Origin of the sequence: Saccharibacillus sp. WB 17, assembly GCF_008634075.2 — a bacterium.
GTDB classification, from domain to species: domain Bacteria; phylum Bacillota; class Bacilli; order Paenibacillales; family Paenibacillaceae; genus Saccharibacillus; species Saccharibacillus brassicae.
The window spans coordinates 37,499-54,330 of sequence record NZ_VPFK02000005.1; the positions used below are offsets into that span (position 1 = coordinate 37,499).

The window sequence follows — 16,832 nt, forward strand, 5'->3', positions numbered from 1 at the left end:
GAAAGAAGGTGCCAAAATGGAAAGACGGCAATCGCAACAACTTCCGATTCGATACGTGGATCGCGGAACGGGGCCGGTCGTAGTCCTGCTGCACGGCTTCGTCGGCAGCGCCGATTATTGGGAGCGGATCGTTCCGCTGCTGGAGAGACATTTCCGCTGCATCGTGCCGGACCTGCTGGGACACGGCTTGTCGGATGCGCCGGACGGCCCGTATACGATCGAGCAGATGGCCGACGGCGTCCTGCAGCTGCTGGACGAATTGAAGATCGAGCGCGTCGTGCTGCTCGGACACTCGATGGGCGGCTATACGGCGCTGTCGTTCGCGGAACGTTATCCCGAGCGGCTGTCGGCTTTCGGGCTGATCCATTCCATGGCGCTGCCCGACGACGAAGCCGGCCGCGAGAAGCGCACGGCCGTGGCCGAGCGGGTACGCCGCGAAGGGGTCGGGCCGTTCGCGGAGCAGTCCGCGCCGAATTGGTTCGCGCCGGAGAACGCGAAGTCGATGCACGCGGAACTGGAACGCGTGATCGGGATCGGGCGCGAGACGAAGCCCGAAGGTGCCGCCGGCGCCGCGCTGGCGATGCGCGAGCGGCCGGATCGCACCGGCGTCATTCGCGACTCGACGCTGCCCGTGCTGCTTGTGGCCGGCAGCGAAGACGGCATCGCGCCGCCGGACAAAGCTTTTGCCGCCGAGAACGGGCGGACGACCCGCCATATTATCGAAGGAGCCGGCCATATGAGCCTGTTCGAAGCGCCGCAGGAGCTGGCCCGCCATATCGCTTCGTTCGTCGAACGCCTATAACGGCCAAGCAGGGAAGAGAAGAGGGAAACTGGCATGCTGAGAAAAGATTATTTGACGCGCATGATCGAGGAGATGACGGAAGCCGTCGGTTCGATGCTCGGTCTGCGCCGCGAACAGAAAAACGAACAGGCTCTGGAGAAGCTGGACGGCCTGCTGAAGCGCAATTTCCGCATGAGCGAGCAGATGCTGCGTTCGCTCCCGCCGGAAGAACTGATCACGCTGTTCCGGCAGCGGGGCGGCGTCGACGCGGAGAGCCTGCAGCTTGTGGCGCGCATGCTGCAGGAGAACGGGGAGATCCGCGAGAACATGGGCGAAGCAGGCGAAGCGGCGGCGGTGCGGATCAAAGCGCTGCATCTGTACCTGTACGCGGCGCTGAACGGCGGCAGCCGGGAGTTGGTCGATTACCCGCAGCGGATCGCCGAGCTGACGGAGCGGCTTGAGCGCTACCGGCTGCCGGCCGACGCGGAGCGGCTGACGCTGCTGTACGAAGAAAGCGAAGGGCGCTACGTCCAGGCCGAAGATGCGATGTACCGGATGCTGAACGCAAGTCCCGAAGACGATCCGGACGCGCTCGAAGAAGGCCGGATGTTCTACGCGCGTCTGGCGCAGCTTGACGAAGCGACTCTGCGGGCCGGCGGATTGACGCGCGAAGAACTGCAGGAAGGCATCGAAGCGCTGCAGGGCGAATAGGCCGACCGGATTCGATCCGGCCGGCTTTGCGCGCTGCGGCGAACACATAGGCAAGACCTACCCGAGAGGATGAGAGTGACCCATGCAAACGATCGAGGAAATGCTGGAATCCGTGCTGCCGGAAGGGCGGCTCGTATCGGCGACGATCAGCCAGCCCCGGCGCAAAGACAGCGAAAGTTTCGGCAAAGTCGCCATCAAGCCTCTTTTGCTCAAAAACGACCTGCATTACCAATTCGCTTACCATTACGACAAAAAGGTGACGCACGACAACGTAACGCCGGAAGACGCCAAATCGAAAATCGCCGATCTGCTGGAGAACGAGATGCGCCAGGGGCTGTTCAATACGCTTGCGGCCGATTACCAGGTACTGGTCAGCAAAAAAGGCAAAACGGCAATTCTTCAAAAGCCGCCGACCAAAAAACAGGCGCCGGATCTGGCACACAATCGCAAAAAGACCTACGTGCTGGAAGAAGGCGAGCCGGTTCCGTTTCTGGTGGAACTGGGCGTCATGAACGACAAAGGCCGCGTGCTGGCCGCCAAATACGACAAGTTCCGCCAGATCAACCGTTTCCTCGAAATGGTGCGGGATATCCTGCCGTCGCTGCCCAAAGGCCGCAAACTGACGATCGTCGATTTCGGCTGCGGCAAATCGTATTTGACGTTTGCGCTTTATCATTATTTGGCCGTGCAGGAAGGGTTCGAACTGAACGTCGTCGGCCTCGATCTCAAAGCGGACGTTATCGAACACTGCGAATCGCTGGCCCGGACGCTCCGGTACGAAGGACTGCATTTCCGCATCGGCGATATCGCCGACTACGACGAATTCGACGCGGTCGACATGGTCATCACGCTGCACGCCTGCGATACGGCAACCGATGCCGCGCTGGAAAAAGCGGTACGCTGGGGCGCTTCGGCGATTCTCTCGGTTCCGTGCTGCCAGCATGAGCTGTTCGCGCAGGTACAAAGCGACGTGCTGGAGCCGATGCTGTCGCACGGCATTCTCAAAGAGCGCTTCTCCGCGCTTGCCACCGACGCGATCCGGGCGAAGCTGCTCGATCTGGTCGGCTACAAAACGCAGCTGCTCGAATTTATCGATCTGGAACATACGCCGAAAAACATCCTGATCCGCGCGGTCAAAGCGGATGTACCGGATACGGAGGCATCCTGGCGCGAATACGAAGCGTTCCGAAACTTTCTCGGAGCGGCTCCGTATTTGGAAAAGGCGCTGCAGGACCGACTGCCGGCTTCTTCGGGCGTCTGAGCATTCCGCCGGAGTCGGCAGCCTGACGACAAGCCTACACAGAAAAGCAAGCAGCGAAAAGAGGGAAAACATTGGGTTTCATTTCGGATATCGTGGCGCAGTTGTTTACGTGGATTCAAGGTTTGGGTTATTTCGGCATCATGTTCGGCTTGATGGTCGAAGTCATTCCGAGCGAAATCGTGCTGGCTTACGGCGGTTTTCTCGTGTACTCGGGCGAGATCAATTTCTGGGGCGCGGTGCTGTTCGGCACGATCGGCGGCGTCTTGGCGCAGCTGTTCATCTATTGGATCAGCCGCTACGGCGGACGTCCGGTGCTGAACAAGTTCGGCAAATATATTTTTATCAAGGAATCGCATATCGACCACGCCGAGAAATGGTTCAAAAAGTACGGAGCTGGCGTTATTTTCAGCGGTCGGTTCATTCCGGTCGTCCGCCACGCGATTTCGATTCCGGCCGGATTGGCCAAAATGTCGATGTGGCGCTTTACGTGGCTGACGACGCTTGCCGTCATTCCATGGTCGATCCTGTTCGTCTTCCTCGGCTACCAACTCGGCGGCCAATGGGAACGCATCGACGAAAAAGCGGCTCCGTACGTCGTTCCGATCATCTTGGGCGCGGTGTTCCTGCTGCTCGTGTATTTGGTCGTAAAAGCCTGGTTGACGCGGCGCAAGAAATCGAACGCTTAACAGGCCCGGCTACAACGTTCGGATAACATGCTCGGGCAAGCACTTCTGACGTCTTCGTTCTCAAATTCCATTTCAACAAGAAAAGAGGGACTCCCATGCAAAAATCCAACCTGAAATCCCGATTCGGCACCGGCTTGAGCCCGCAGGGCTTTATCGATTCGATGCAGCAAAACAAGGAAACGTTCGAGAGCGGCTACCGGGACTTCGCATGGAAAAAAGACGACGACCGCGCTTTCTTCGAAGACATGCGCGCCCGCGAAGATCTGAGAGTCGTGATTCTGGCGGCCGATTGGTGCGGCGACGTCGTACGCAACGTGCCGGTCGTATTCCGGGTGCTTGAAACGGCCGAGATTCCGGTCGACGTGTTGATTCTGGAACAAAACTTCGATCTGATGGACGAATATTTGACGATGGGCGGCCGTTCCGTGCCCGTCGTAATTTTCGCAAACGGGGAAGGCGAAGTGTTGGCACAGTGGGGGCCGCGTCCGGAAAAGGTCCAGGAGCTGATGCGCAAATTCAAAGCCGAAAATCCGGACCGCGAAGCATCGGACTATGCGGACAACATGAAAGTCGTGCGGGCGCAGATGATAGAACGTTACGGCGAAGGCACGTCGATTCACGAAGTGATCGTGCACGAACTGCGTACGCTTCTGTCGGGGGTGTAACATGCTGCGAGTCGAAACGTTCAATCTCGGGCCGCTCCAGACCAATGCCTATCTGCTGAGGGGCGAAGACGATCTCAAAGCGGTCGTGATCGATCCCGGCATGAATCCCGCCGCGCTGATGCGCCGGGTCGAACATCTGCACGTCGAAGCGATTCTGCTGACGCATGCGCATTTCGACCATATCGGCGGGGTCGAAGAACTGCGCCGGGCCAAAGGCTGCCCGGTCTATCTGCACGACCTCGAAGCCGACTGGCTGACCGATGCCAAGCATAACGGTTCCGCCATGTGGTCGGAACTGGGCGGTCCGGTCGTGACCGAGCCGGCCGAGTTCGCACTGGCCCAGGGCCAGACGCTGAACCTGATCGGCCATGACTTCAAAGTGCTGCATACGCCGGGGCATTCGCCGGGCAGCGTAAGCTTCCTGTGCGGCAAAGATTTGTTCGCCGGCGACGTGCTGTTCCGCGAAGGCGTCGGCCGCACCGATCTGTACGGCGGCCGCCAGCGGGACCTCGAAGACTCGATCCGGTTGAAGCTGTACAAGCTGCCGGACGAGACGGTCGTCTATCCGGGTCACGGCCCGCGGACCAAAATCGGCCACGAGAAGATCAACAACCCGTTCGTGCCCGCTTTGTAAGCGTAGGTACGCGCCGTGGAAAAAGCTGGACAAGGCAGAAGGCCGATAGTAAGATACAGCTATCGAAAAGTCGTCGGAACCTGATACGGAACGGCGCCTGCAGGGCGGCAGCGTGATCGAAGCCGCCCGCCTCTGCCGTACGTCCCATGCCTGCGAAGCACGCAAGCCGAGAATTCATTCTCGGTTTGCGTGCTTTTTTGCGTATCGGGCCAAGCCGCGTTTGTACAGGCAATCCAATAGCCGCAAGGCGATAAATCGGGAAAGGCGTGAAAATCATGGATGAAGCAAACCGCGGTAATCCGCATACAGGCGAGAAGTCGGCAGAGGGACCGCCCGCCGCCGAATCGCTCCTGCCGAAGGAGCGGCCGGAGCGGCCGGAAATTCGGGAAACGCAGGCGGAATACGGGCCCGACCGCGCCGAAGTGTGCGTGCGAACATGGGAATCGGCCAAATGGCGGAGCGGCCGGGTCGCACAGCCCTGGCACGACCGATTGGTTCGGCTTCGCGGCGGCCAAGACCCGCGTCTCTAGCCGTTTTTGGAGCCCGAGCGGCGCCTGCTTGAACATTAAAGCGACAATTTCGCATAAAACCGAGATTTAACGAGTTCGCGGCGTGGACAGCAAAACTTTTTTTTAGTACGATATAAGCTAAGCATTTGCAATTACATTCATTTTCATAAGAAGCGGACCATACAGAGGATAACGCCCGGATCAACCGGGCTTTGTACATGACGACCGAGGGGGACAAACCATGCTTCATCTGGGAGAAAAAATCGTGATCGTCGCGGATGTGTTTGAGCAGAACCTTCCTATGGGGGAACACGGCTATTTGATTGCCTACGACCGTAATCCGGATAACGCTTTCGATTACATCGTGCGGATTCCGCAGGCCAACCGCAACTTTTTCGTAACCGAAAAGGATATCGAGCCGGAAGAAAACGTCATGCGCTTCGAAGCCGAACAAGTCGAACGCGCCGCGCTGATCGATTACGCGCTGGCGACCCACAACGAGAAACTGTTCTATCAGGTCATGAACGGCGGCCAGGAAGAAGACATGCGCGAATCCGACGTCGAAGCATCGGCCGAGCCGATGTCCGAAGCAGAATTTATCAAACGCATCAATTTACGGGCATGGATCTAAAGCCGGCGGCTGCCGGTTTTTTTTCTTTATACGGGCGCTGCGGGGAAGACGGCGCGCCGCTTGCGACCCCTGTTCGGCGAGCGCGCAACCTGCGCGATCCTCTGGATTTTTGCGGGTTGCTCCCCTATAATGGGGGACGTTGGGGAGTTTCGGCACTTTAACCCTTTAAACGACAGGAGAACATACGATGAAAATTACGGTGGAACAGGTCGAGCACGTAGCCAAGCTGGCCCGGCTGAACGTAAGCGACGCTGAAAAAGAAAAGTTCGCGGAGCAGCTCAGCGCCATTTTGCAGTATGCGGAGAAGTTGGACGAACTGGATACGGAAGGCGTGGAGCCGACGACCCACGTGCTGCCGCTGCACAGCGTGATGCGCAGCGACGAGGTCCGCGAGAGCCTGCCGATCGAGCAGGTGCTGCGCAATGCGCCCGAAGACGAAGACGGCCAGTTCCTCGTACCGGCGGTACTGGACTGAGGCGGCAGAAAGCGATTAGTTAACGATCAACGCGGAGGTGCGATAGTGACATTGTTCGATTTGGGACTTCGGGAGATTCAGAACCGGCTGCATGCCGGTGAACTGTCCGTGACCGAACTGGTCAAGGATTCCCTGCAAAAAGTCGGGGAGCGCGACGGGCAGGTAAAAGCATTTTTGACAGTGGACGAAGAAGGCGCGCTGGCTTCGGCGGCCAAGCTCGACGAGAAAAAGGCGGCGGGCGAAGCACGCGGCCTGCTGTTCGGCCTGCCTGCGGGCATCAAGGACAACATCGTGACGGAAGGGCTGCGCACGACATGCGCGAGCCAGTTCCTGCGCAATTTCGATCCGGTCTACGATGCGACCGTCGTGCGGAAGCTGCGCGCGGCGGACAGCGTCACGATCGGCAAACTCAACATGGACGAGTTCGCGATGGGCGGCTCGAACGAGAATTCGAGCTTCGCCCCGGTACGCAACCCGTGGAACCTCGATCGCGTTCCCGGCGGTTCGAGCGGGGGCTCGGCCGCCGCGGTTGCGGCCGGCGAAGTGTATTTCTCGCTCGGTTCCGATACCGGCGGTTCGATCCGGCAGCCGGCTTCGTACTGCGGCGTGGTCGGGCTGAAGCCGACGTACGGCCTCGTCTCGCGCTTCGGCCTCGTGGCGTTTGCGTCTTCGCTTGACCAGATCGGCCCGGTCACCCGGACCGTGGAAGACTCCGCCTACGTGCTGCAGGCGATCGCCGGTCACGACGACCGCGATTCGACTTCGGCGAACGTCGAAGTGCCGGACTACGTGTCCGCTTTGACGGGCGACGTCAAGGGACTGCGCATCGCCGTGCCTACGGAGTACATGGGCGAAGGCGTCGATCCGAAAGTCAAAGAATCGGTCATGGCGGCGATCCGCAAGCTGGAATCGCTCGGCGCGACCTGGGAAGAAGTGTCGCTGCCGCATACGGAATATGCGCTGGCCGCTTATTACCTGCTGTCGTCTTCCGAAGCTTCGTCCAACCTGGCGCGCTTCGACGGCGTACGTTACGGCGTGCGCGCCGAAAATCCGGACAATTTGCTCGATCTCTATCTGAAATCGAGAAGCGAAGGCTTCGGCGACGAAGTGAAGCGGCGCATCATGCTCGGCACTTACGCGCTCAGCTCCGGCTATTACGACGCGTACTATTTGAAGGCGCAAAAAGTCCGCACGCTGATCAAGCAGGACTTCGACCGGGTGTTCGAGAAGTTCGACGTCATCGTGGGGCCGACGGCGCCGACGACGGCGTTCGCGATCGGCTCGCAGACGGACGATCCGCTGACGATGTACCTGAACGATATTCTGACGATTCCCGTCAGCCTTGCGGGCGTGCCGGCAATCAGCATTCCGTGCGGATTCGAAGACGACCTGCCGGTCGGCCTGCAGATCATCGGCAAGCCGTTCGACGAACAGACCGTGCTGCGCGTCTCGCATGCGTTCGAGCAGCATACCGATCATCACAAACGCCGCCCGCAGATTTAATCCGCGCGCGTAAGAGGAGGAACTGCCTGACATGTCCACCGTACAATACGAAACGGTCATCGGACTCGAAGTGCACGTCGAACTGCACACGAAGACCAAAATCTTCTGCGGCTGCTCGACCGAGTTCGGCGCGCCGCCCAATACCCATACCTGCCCGGTCTGCCTCGGGCATCCCGGCGTCCTGCCGGTCCTGAACCGCCAGGCGGTCGAGTACGCCGTCAAGGCGGCTACGGCTTTGAACTGCCGGATCGCCGACGTCAGCCATTTCGACCGCAAAAACTATTTTTATCCCGATTCGCCCAAAGCGTACCAGATCTCGCAGGCGGCCCGCCCGATCGGCGAGCATGGCTGGATCGATATCGAAGTCGGCGGCAAGACGAAGCGGATCGGCATTACCCGGCTGCATCTGGAAGAAGATGCCGGCAAGCTGACGCATACGGGCGCTTTCGGCTCGCTGGTCGATTTCAACCGCGTCGGCACGCCGCTCGTCGAGATCGTCTCCGAGCCGGAGATTTCTTCGCCGGAAGAAGCCCGCGCTTATCTGGAGAAGATGCGCGCCATCATGCAGTACTGCGAAGTGTCGGACGTGAAGATGGAAGAAGGCTCGCTGCGCTGCGACGCCAACATCAGCATTCGGCCGCAGGGCCAGCAGCAGCTCGGCACGCGTGCCGAATTGAAGAACATGAACTCGTTCCGCGGCGTGCAGCGCGGTCTGGAATACGAAGAGATTCGCCAGGCCGGCATTCTGGACGAAGGCGGCGCCGTCGTGCAGGAGACCCGCCGCTGGGACGAAGCCAAAGGGCTGACGCTTTCCATGCGCGGCAAGGAAGAAGCGCACGATTACCGCTACTTCCCGGACCCGGACCTCGTGTCCGTCGAGATCGGCGCCGACTGGAAAGAGCAGATCCGCGCCAGTATTCCGGAACTGCCGGACGCGCGCCGTGCCCGTTACAGCGCCGATTACGGCCTGCCGGCGTACGATGCCCAGGTTATTACGGCTTCGAAGCCGCTCGCGGACCTGTTCGAACAGAGTCTGGAGCATACGCAGGATGCCAAATCCGTCTCCAACTGGATCATGGGCGAACTGCTCGGCCACCTCAATACGAGCGGGCTGGAACTGAACGCCGTTCCGCTGACCGGACAAGGCCTCGGCGAACTGGTCGGCCTGATCGAGAAAGGCACGGTCAGCAGCAAGATCGCCAAGACCGTGTTCAAGGAAATGCTGCAAAGCGGCAAGCGTCCGCAGCAGATCGTCGAAGAACAGGGCCTCGTCCAGATCAGCGACGAAGGCGCGATCCAGGCGATCGTCACGGAAGTGGTCGCCGCCAACCCGCAGTCGGTTGAAGATTACCGGGCCGGCAAAGACAAAGCGATCGGCTTCCTGGTCGGCCAGGTCATGAAGCAGAGCAAAGGCAAAGCCAATCCGGGCCTCGTCAACAAGCTGCTTATGGAACTGCTGAAAAGCTGATCCCGGCGCGGCGTACAGGCTCTATAGAAGGCGCGTTCGCCTCGCGAACGCGCCTTTCCTTATGCGGCAGACGCCGAAGAACGTAACCGAACGACGAAAATTCGGTTAAAGGATAGAGAGAAGCGAGGAGGAATGACGCGATGGCCGACCCCATTCAAAAGATCGATATGCGCGACGAACGAAGAGTCGAAGAGCTGCTGAGTCTGCAGACGACGGCGTATCGCCTCGAAGCGAAGCTGATCGGCTTCGACGAGATCCCGCCGCTTGCCGATACGCTGGAGACGCTCAAGCAGAGCAGCGATACGTTCTACGGCTATCTGACCGACTCCGGGCTGTTGGCCGGAGCGGTCGCCGTCGAGGAAGAACGGCCGGACGAGCTGACGCTGACCCGGATGATGGTGCATCCGGACTTTTTCCGCCGCGGCATCGCGACCCGGCTGATCGAGCATGTCTTCGCCCTGTACCCGGATTATTCGGCTTATATCGTCTCGACCGGCTCAAGCAACGAACCCGCCATGCGATTGTACCGACGTTTCGGCTTCGTCCCTTTTCGGCGCGAATCGATCGCTCCCGGCGTCGAATTGAGCACCATGAGGCTGCGCAACGCGGCCCGACCTACCTACTGACCGTTATTTTTTCGGCACAAAAAGGAGCAGGAAGCCCATGACCAACCCCTGGATGATCGACAATACCCATATCTTGCTGCGCCTCGTATGCGCCGTGCTGCTCGGCGGACTGATCGGCTGGGAACGCGAACGTTCGAGCCATGCGGCCGGCCTGCGCACGCATATTCTCGTCTCGGTCGGTTCCGCGCTGATCATGCTGCTGTCGATGTACGGCTTCGTCGCTTTCGTCAAAGAACCGAGCGTCCGGGTCGATCCGGCGCGCCTGGCGACCGCCGTCATTTCCGGTATCGGCTTTCTCGGAGCCGGTACGATCCTGTTCACCGGCAAGTCGATTACCGGCCTGACGACGGCCGCCTCGCTGTGGGTCGTCGCGGCGATCGGACTGGCTGTCGGAGCCGGGTTTTATTTTGCCGCCATCCTCACGACGCTGTTCGTCTTCCTGACGCTGCTTCTGCTTAACATCGTCGAGCAGCGTTATATTCGCGGTCATCACACGCACGTCGTCACCGTAAGGGGCAGGACAGGCAGCGGATTGTTGGAGAAAGTGTCCGATTTCATGAAAGAGCGCGAAGTGCGCATTCGCAAAATGGAAGTTCACGTGAAGGATGAAGGGACGCCGTCCGTGCCGGGCCAGACGTCTTCCGCGGCCGAGATCACGATGCATCTGACTTCGGAGAAGCGGATGGACCCGGCGGAAATGACCCACCAGCTGCTGCGAATGGAAGGCGTCTATTCCGTCGCGATCGAGTAGGCCCGGCAGGAGAGAGGAGATCCGGAACATGGCCAAGAAACGCAAGACCCGGCGGCAAAAGCGGACCTTGATCGCCTGCTTGCTGTCCGCGCTCGTTCCCGGAACGGGGCATCTGTACCTGGGATTGATTCAAAAAGGCATTTCTTTCATGCTGACGATTCTGCTCGTCATCGAAGCGCTGCTCTATTTTTCGTCGACGGGCATCCAAATAAACGTTCCGCTGCTCATTTTGCTCGGCCTGACGATCCCGGTCATCTACTTCTACAGCGTGTACGACGTGCTGCAGGCGACCGACCGGGTCAACGAACGGCGCCGCGCCGCGGAGAGGGATATGTACAACTGGCGCAAAAGTATGACGTTCGGTCTGCTGCTGCTCGGCGAAGGCGCGCTGCTGCTCGTGCTGCACGGCAGGCCGATCTGGTTCCGGCAGCTGATCGAGCAGTACGGCCGGGAGACGGCCGCCGTCGCCCTGGTGGCGCTTGGCGTGATCTTCGCCGCCGTGCAGGCCGCCGGCGTGCGCCGGGCCGCCAGACACTCGCGCGCGGCCGTTCCCGCCGCGCCGCCGGGCGTTGAACCGGACGTTGAAGCAGAAGTTCCGCAAGAAGCGGACGTTCCGACGGAAGCGGCCGGCCAAAAGGAGGGAACGCCATGAATCCCAAGATTCGGATCGGGCGCTGGACGGCGTCGCTTGTGCTCGTCGCCTCCGGGCTGCTGCTGCTGAGCGACGAGCTGCTGGGGCGCGAGGACATGCTGCTGCTCGTGCGCTGGTGGCCGGCCGTATTCGTCCTGTGGGGCGTTGAGTATATCGTCATGCTGCTGCTGTTTCGCGGAAAACGCGGCAGCGGCCGGCGCTTCCGTGTCGATTTTGCCGGCGTGCTGATCGCTTCCGTGCTCAGCGCGTCCGTCTTTATCGTCACCCAGCAAAATCATTATTTGCATTTGTGGAACCGGGTCAGCCTCGATCTGACCAGTTCCGCGATCGAATTCAGCGAAGCGGAAGGCAACAAGTTCGCCAAGCCGTCCATCGACGTGCCGGCGGCGCTGGAGATGACCGGTCTGTCTGTCGAAGGCATCAACGGGGACATTACGGTCCGCCGCGGCTTCGCCGACCGGATCCGCATTCGCACCAGCGTCTGGGTCGATCAGGCCGAACCCGAAGAAGCCAAGAAGATCGCCGAGAAAACGGGTATCCGCGTCGATGAAGGCAAGACATTGTCCGTGACGACCGAATCGCAGCCGTACGGCTCGCTCGGCCGGCGCCAGCCGCGCGTCGACCTGGAGATTCTGCTGCCGTCGCAGCGCAGCTTCGATATCGATATCCGCACGAACGGCGGCTCCGTGACGCTCAACGGCGTGCAGGCGATCCGCTCGATCTCCGTGCAGACGGGCGGCGGCAATCTCGATTTCGCCAACCTCGGCGGCAATGTCGTCGCGTCCACCTCAAGAGGGGCGGTCCGTATCGATACGGTCGCCGGCAGCGTACAGGCCGAGACGCAGCAGGGCGATATCGAGAGTTCGAACGTCGCCGGCTCGCTCAAACTCACGACGATTCTAGGCAATATTACCGCCAACGGCACGATCGGCGATATCGCCGTCGATACGCGCAACGGAAGCATCGACGTAGGCGGCGTCAATTTCGGCCTATCCGCGCAGACGCTGAACGGCAACATCGCTGTCCGCTCCCGGTTCGTCCGCGGCGACTGGTCGGTCTACAGCGCCGTCGGCCGGATCGATCTGACGCTGCCGGCTTTCGGCAGCTACCGGATGGACGGCTCGAACGGATACGGCGATATTCGCAGCGAGCTGCCGTTCGCGATCAAGGATCGGACGCTGACCGGCACGTACGGCGAAGGCGAATTTACCGTTCGCGCGGACGGCAACGGAGACCTCAACATTTACCGTTCCGAATGAACGCGGACACCGGGGGCGTTTTCGCACGTTGACAAAAAATATTCACAAACCTTACAATGGAGAGTAATCAAGGAATAACGGCAAGGAGGAGAACGGGATGACGACACGCGTACAACATGCTTTGGAACAGTTGAAAATCAACGGTGTGCGCATCACTCCCCAGAGACATGCCATTCTGACTTACCTCATGGAGAACATGGGTCATCCGACCGCGGACGAGATTTATCGCGCGCTGTGTCCGCAGTTTCCGAGCATGAGCGTAGCGACCGTATACAACAATCTCAAGATGCTGATCGAAGCCGGGATGATTCACGAACTGACTTACGGAGACAACTCCAGCCGGTTCGATGCGAACGTCAGCGAGCATTATCATATTATCTGCGAGACATGCGGCAAGATCGAAGACTTCCATCATCCGTATCTGGGCGAAGTCGAACGTGCCGCGGCGAAGTCGACGGGCTTTACGGTCAAAGGGCATCGTTTGGAAGTGTACGGAGTATGCGAGGGTTGCAGCGAACAATGACGTTTGCTTACAATAAGGCGTGTGGAGCCGGTTCGGGCTCCCGCGCTTTTTTTTGTGGCGTAACCTGGCAGACATGCAGAAGGGCAGCTGTTGCGATTTGAAGAGGAACAGACAAGGACGTATCCGGAAAAAGAGGCGGCCTGGCCGGGTTCTTCTCCTGGGCGCGGTCATTGCGGGCGCGGGCTGGGCGGTATGGAGCTTCCTGCCGAACTTCGACCGGGAGCAGCCGGAATGGAGAACCGTGGAGAAGCCGATTTTTATAGAAGGAAAATGGAGCGGGTACCATGCCGTGGGCTCGGGCGAGTCGCTCAAGCTCCCGCTGTCGCTGATCCGGGAGAGTATTCATGCGTACGCCTACGAAGATCCCGACGGCGAGACGGCGATCCTGACTACCGCGAACGAACTGCTGGTCATGGCCAAAGACGGCAAAACGGCCGAATCCAACGGCAAAGCGTATGCACTGGCTTCGCCTCTGCAGGAAGAGGAAGGCTCGTTGTACGTGCCTGTAGAGCCGCTTGAACGGCTGTACGGCATCCGGATCGAGGAGCAGAGCGCCGCAGGCAGCGTGATCGTGCTCAAAGCCGGCGACCGGTTCCGCAGCGCTTCCGCCGTCGACGGCGGATTGTTCGGCTCGCCCAAGCTTCGCGGCGACGCGACGTTGAAGGCGCCGATCGCGTCCGAACTCGAAGCGGGAACGAAGCTGCGCGTCTGGAGCGAGCGGGACGGCTGGTTGTATGCGCAGACGGCCGACGGCAGCTCCGGCTACATTCGCGAGAGCGAAGTGCAGCTCGGGCAGGAAGAACAGATTCCCGTGCCCGAGACCGCTCCGACGGCCGCTTCCAGGGAATGGGCGGACCAGAAGGTCAATCTGGCCTGGGAAGCCGTATACGAGCGCCGGCCCGACCCGGAAGTGATCGAAGAGATGCAGGGAGTCAACGTCGTGAGCCCTACCTGGTTCGAGCTGAAGGACGGAGCAGGCAATATTCGCAGCAAAGCCGATTCGGCCTACGTCGGACGCGCCCATAACAGAGGGAAGCAGGTGTGGGGCTTGTTCAGCAACAGTTTCGAAGCCGATTGGACGCGGGAAATGCTGGGTGACTACGAGACCCGGGCCAACGCGATCCGCCAGGTGCTGGACGAAGCGGCCGAATACAAGTTGGACGGGATCAATCTGGACTTCGAGAACGTCTATACCGAAGACAAAGCGCCGTTCGTCACATTCGTGCGCGAATTTACGGTGCGGGCGCGTCAAGCGGGACTGACCGTCTCCGTCGACGTCACGCCCAAATCCAATTCCGAGATGTGGTCCGCGTTCCTCGATCGGCGCGCGCTCGGCGAGACCGTCGACTTCATGATGCTGATGGCGTACGACGAGCATTGGGCCAGCAGTCCCAAAGCCGGTTCCGTCGCCTCCCTGCCCTGGGTGGAACAATCCGTGAGCCGCATTCTGGAAGAAGACGAAGTGCCCGCTTCCAAGCTTGTGCTGGGCATTCCGCTCTATACGCGCGTATGGACGGAGACCGAGGAGAACGGAGAAGTCAAAGTGTCTTCTTCCGCCGTAGGCATGGAGACGTCCCAGAAGCTGGTCGACGAGAACGGCGCCAAACGCGAACTGCTCGCAGACGTCGGGCAAAACTATGCCGAGTACAAAGAAGACGGAGCGCTCAAGCGCATCTGGCTGGAAGACGGGGAGTCGCTGAAGCGCCGGATCGAATTGGCCCGGAAGCACGAACTGGCCGGCGTAGCCAGCTGGACGCGAAGCTTCGCTTCGGCGCAGGCGTGGGGAATTTTGCAAACCGTCAACGAAAAATAAAGTCGCTTAATCGGAGTATGGGCCCATACTCCGATTTTCTTTTGTCTATGAACACTTCCTTTCATAATCGAACGAATTTGAAGAAGGAATAGAGGGCCCAGCGTAGAATAACCATTAACGGCCCAAAAGCGGATGCGGTTCATTCGCGGCAAAGCCGAACGGCCGGGCGGACATGCGGAGGAGGAGACGAGAATGAGCCCTTTTACATTTGGAGATTGGATGAAAACCGAACCTGTTCCATTGGGCGCCGTTGCCTGCTACCGTCCCGGCGGAACTTTTCACGGTGCGCTGCTTCAGGACTTTGACGGATTGATTTTTCTGATCTTCGAAGATCTGGACGAACAACTACAAATTCATCATCGCGTGGAGAACGGGCTGCATTATCAGCTGATCGGCCTGCAGGCCAAAGAATTGAAGCGCTGGATCGTGACCGGGGAAAACCGTTCGCTGGTTCATTATTTTTTACAGGGGGAAGTGGTGAATGACTTGAACGGCCAAATTTTTCATTTGAAGCAGCAGGTCGAGCATTTTGAACAGCCTCTTCGGGAACAACGCCTGTTTTTCGAATTTTCCCGCCTGGTCCGCAATTATGTGGAAGCCAAGCGCCATATCAACGAAGGCCACGAGATGGATGCCTACTACAGCACGCTCAAAGCGCTGCACCATTGGGCCTGTATCGAATTGGTGCAAAAAGCCGTCTATCCCGAGAAGACGATCTGGAACCAGGTACGCGCGCACGGGACCCAGGTGTATAAATTGTACGAGCAGCTTGCTTTCAGTCAGGAAACGCTGAGAGAGAGAGTAGAGCTTGTGCTGCTGGCGTGCGAATTTTCCGTCATGTCGAAAATGGCCGTGTGCTCCGAACTGCTTATTCACGTGCTGCGCAGCCGCAGGATGCCGTGGACGATCGGAGAGTTGAGCCGGCACCCGGATCTGCAATATGTCAAAAACGAACTGCCGATGGTCGTGCGCAAATTGGTCTACCGCTCGCTTATTACACAGTGGCCGCGCGACGGCAAACACGGTGCGCAAAGCGAAGAAATTAGGTACAGCGCGGATTGAAGCCTTGATTCTTCACAGCAACCAGACAGCAAGACAGCAAATTTTCAAAAAAGGGTTGACTGGAATAGCCGCTACGTGATAAATTAAATCTCGGCCTTTGAAGCCGCTGAGCGCTAAGTCGCTGAGCGCCAAACGCCTCACAGTGAAGTTTAAAAAATGCTTTGAAAAAAGTGCTTGACGAACTGCTTGCCACTGTGATAGGATATAAAAGTCGCCGCTGAGATGCGGTGGTGAACGAAAGAAACAAGCAAGACAAGCAAATAAACGAGTTTGTTCTTTGAAAACTGAACAGTGAGTAACGAGAATCACGGAACCCAGCCGGGCCAAGTGATTCGAGGAACCGCGCTTAGCGAAGGGTTTTGATCTTCGGATCTGAATCTTGGAGCACAAGACGGTTTAGAGTGAATATAGGGAATGCAAATTCCCGCCACGTTTTAACGAGCACATGGTGCTTTCTTTAAAAAGCGAAGATCAAGTGACCGNACATTGTGATTACTTAAATGGCATGCCATTTAAGTAATCACAAGCCGGTTCCGGCTTTGAAGTCGCGGTTGCGAAAGTGTTCGCAACTTAATGGAGAGTTTGATCCTGGCTCAGGACGAACGCTGGCGGCATGCCTAATACATGCAAGTCGAGCGGATTGGANCAGTTAGCGGCGGACGGGTGAGTAACACGTAGGCAACCTGCCTTTCAGCCTGGGATAACTTCCGGAAACGGATGCTAATACCGGATACATCGTTTCTCCGCATGGAGAGATGAGGAAAGACGGCGCAAGCTGTCACTGAGAGATGGGCCTGCGGCGCATTAGCTAGTTGGTGGGGT

18 protein-coding genes and 1 rRNA gene are annotated in these 16,832 nt (G+C 59.0%); all 19 read left to right on the top strand.

Features of this window, described 5'->3' with window-relative positions:
* The first annotated feature begins 16 nt into the window (after positions 1-16).
* Positions 17-802 carry an alpha/beta fold hydrolase gene (locus FTE24_RS01745; RefSeq protein ID WP_150235444.1) on the top strand — a complete coding sequence of 262 codons (786 nt, stop codon included), beginning with the start codon at positions 17-19 and terminating at the stop codon, positions 800-802.
* Positions 803-835: 33 nt separating this feature from the next.
* Positions 836-1,492 (top strand): DUF6483 family protein, encoded by a 657-nt coding sequence (locus tag FTE24_RS01750; protein ID WP_150235445.1) that lies wholly within the window; start codon positions 836-838, stop codon positions 1,490-1,492.
* 82 nt (positions 1,493-1,574) lie between these two features.
* A complete protein-coding gene (locus tag FTE24_RS01755) occupies positions 1,575-2,753 on the top strand; it encodes a class I SAM-dependent methyltransferase (RefSeq protein ID WP_150235446.1) in 1,179 nt (392 codons plus the stop codon).
* Between the two features lie 71 nt (positions 2,754-2,824).
* The gene (locus tag FTE24_RS01760) at positions 2,825-3,439 is read left to right on the top strand and encodes a DedA family protein (protein WP_150235447.1); all 615 of its coding nucleotides are present in this window, start codon (positions 2,825-2,827) and stop codon (positions 3,437-3,439) included.
* A 95-nt stretch (positions 3,440-3,534) separates the two neighbouring features.
* Positions 3,535-4,104: a thioredoxin family protein gene (locus FTE24_RS01765; RefSeq protein ID WP_150235448.1), complete on the top strand. Its 570-nt coding sequence runs from the start codon at positions 3,535-3,537 to the stop codon at positions 4,102-4,104.
* Between the two features lies 1 nt (position 4,105).
* Positions 4,106-4,738 (top strand): MBL fold metallo-hydrolase, encoded by a 633-nt coding sequence (locus tag FTE24_RS01770; RefSeq protein ID WP_141447178.1) that lies wholly within the window; start codon positions 4,106-4,108, stop codon positions 4,736-4,738.
* Positions 4,739-5,013: 275 nt separating this feature from the next.
* Positions 5,014-5,268, top strand: coding sequence for a hypothetical protein (locus FTE24_RS01775; protein ID WP_150235449.1), 255 nt, complete (start codon positions 5,014-5,016; stop codon positions 5,266-5,268).
* Positions 5,269-5,488: 220 nt separating this feature from the next.
* On the top strand, positions 5,489-5,878 hold the full coding sequence (locus FTE24_RS01780) for an ATPase (RefSeq protein ID WP_150235450.1): 390 nt from the start codon (positions 5,489-5,491) through the stop codon (positions 5,876-5,878).
* Positions 5,879-6,065: 187 nt separating this feature from the next.
* Positions 6,066-6,353: an Asp-tRNA(Asn)/Glu-tRNA(Gln) amidotransferase subunit GatC gene (gene gatC, locus FTE24_RS01785; protein WP_141447175.1), complete on the top strand. Its 288-nt coding sequence runs from the start codon at positions 6,066-6,068 to the stop codon at positions 6,351-6,353.
* Positions 6,354-6,398: 45 nt separating this feature from the next.
* Positions 6,399-7,856 (top strand): Asp-tRNA(Asn)/Glu-tRNA(Gln) amidotransferase subunit GatA, encoded by a 1,458-nt coding sequence (gene gatA / locus FTE24_RS01790; RefSeq protein WP_150235451.1) that lies wholly within the window; start codon positions 6,399-6,401, stop codon positions 7,854-7,856.
* 31 nt (positions 7,857-7,887) lie between these two features.
* Complete coding sequence (gene gatB / locus FTE24_RS01795; RefSeq protein ID WP_150235452.1) at positions 7,888-9,324, top strand: Asp-tRNA(Asn)/Glu-tRNA(Gln) amidotransferase subunit GatB; 1,437 nt, start codon at positions 7,888-7,890, stop codon at positions 9,322-9,324.
* Between the two features lie 140 nt (positions 9,325-9,464).
* Positions 9,465-9,950, top strand: coding sequence for a GNAT family N-acetyltransferase (locus FTE24_RS01800; protein WP_150235453.1), 486 nt, complete (start codon positions 9,465-9,467; stop codon positions 9,948-9,950).
* Positions 9,951-9,987: 37 nt separating this feature from the next.
* Positions 9,988-10,701 (top strand): MgtC/SapB family protein, encoded by a 714-nt coding sequence (locus FTE24_RS01805; RefSeq protein ID WP_150235454.1) that lies wholly within the window; start codon positions 9,988-9,990, stop codon positions 10,699-10,701.
* A gap of 28 nt (positions 10,702-10,729) precedes the next feature.
* Positions 10,730-11,353: a hypothetical protein gene (locus tag FTE24_RS01810; protein WP_202111716.1), complete on the top strand. Its 624-nt coding sequence runs from the start codon at positions 10,730-10,732 to the stop codon at positions 11,351-11,353.
* On the top strand, positions 11,350-12,612 hold the full coding sequence (locus tag FTE24_RS01815) for a DUF4097 family beta strand repeat-containing protein (RefSeq protein ID WP_150235455.1): 1,263 nt from the start codon (positions 11,350-11,352) through the stop codon (positions 12,610-12,612). The genes FTE24_RS01810 and FTE24_RS01815 overlap by 4 nt, the downstream gene beginning before the upstream one ends.
* Before the next feature lie 97 nt (positions 12,613-12,709).
* Positions 12,710-13,135, top strand: a complete 426-nt coding sequence (locus FTE24_RS01820) for a Fur family transcriptional regulator (RefSeq protein ID WP_141447169.1) — start codon at positions 12,710-12,712, stop codon at positions 13,133-13,135.
* 241 nt (positions 13,136-13,376) lie between these two features.
* The gene (locus FTE24_RS01825; RefSeq protein WP_337190001.1) at positions 13,377-14,948 is read left to right on the top strand and encodes a glycosyl hydrolase family 18 protein; all 1,572 of its coding nucleotides are present in this window, start codon (positions 13,377-13,379) and stop codon (positions 14,946-14,948) included.
* A gap of 192 nt (positions 14,949-15,140) precedes the next feature.
* Positions 15,141-16,010, top strand: a complete 870-nt coding sequence (locus FTE24_RS01830) for a nucleotidyltransferase-like protein (RefSeq protein ID WP_150235458.1) — start codon at positions 15,141-15,143, stop codon at positions 16,008-16,010.
* A 570-nt stretch (positions 16,011-16,580) separates the two neighbouring features.
* Positions 16,581-16,832, top strand: a 16S ribosomal RNA gene (locus FTE24_RS01835); the annotation flags it as partial.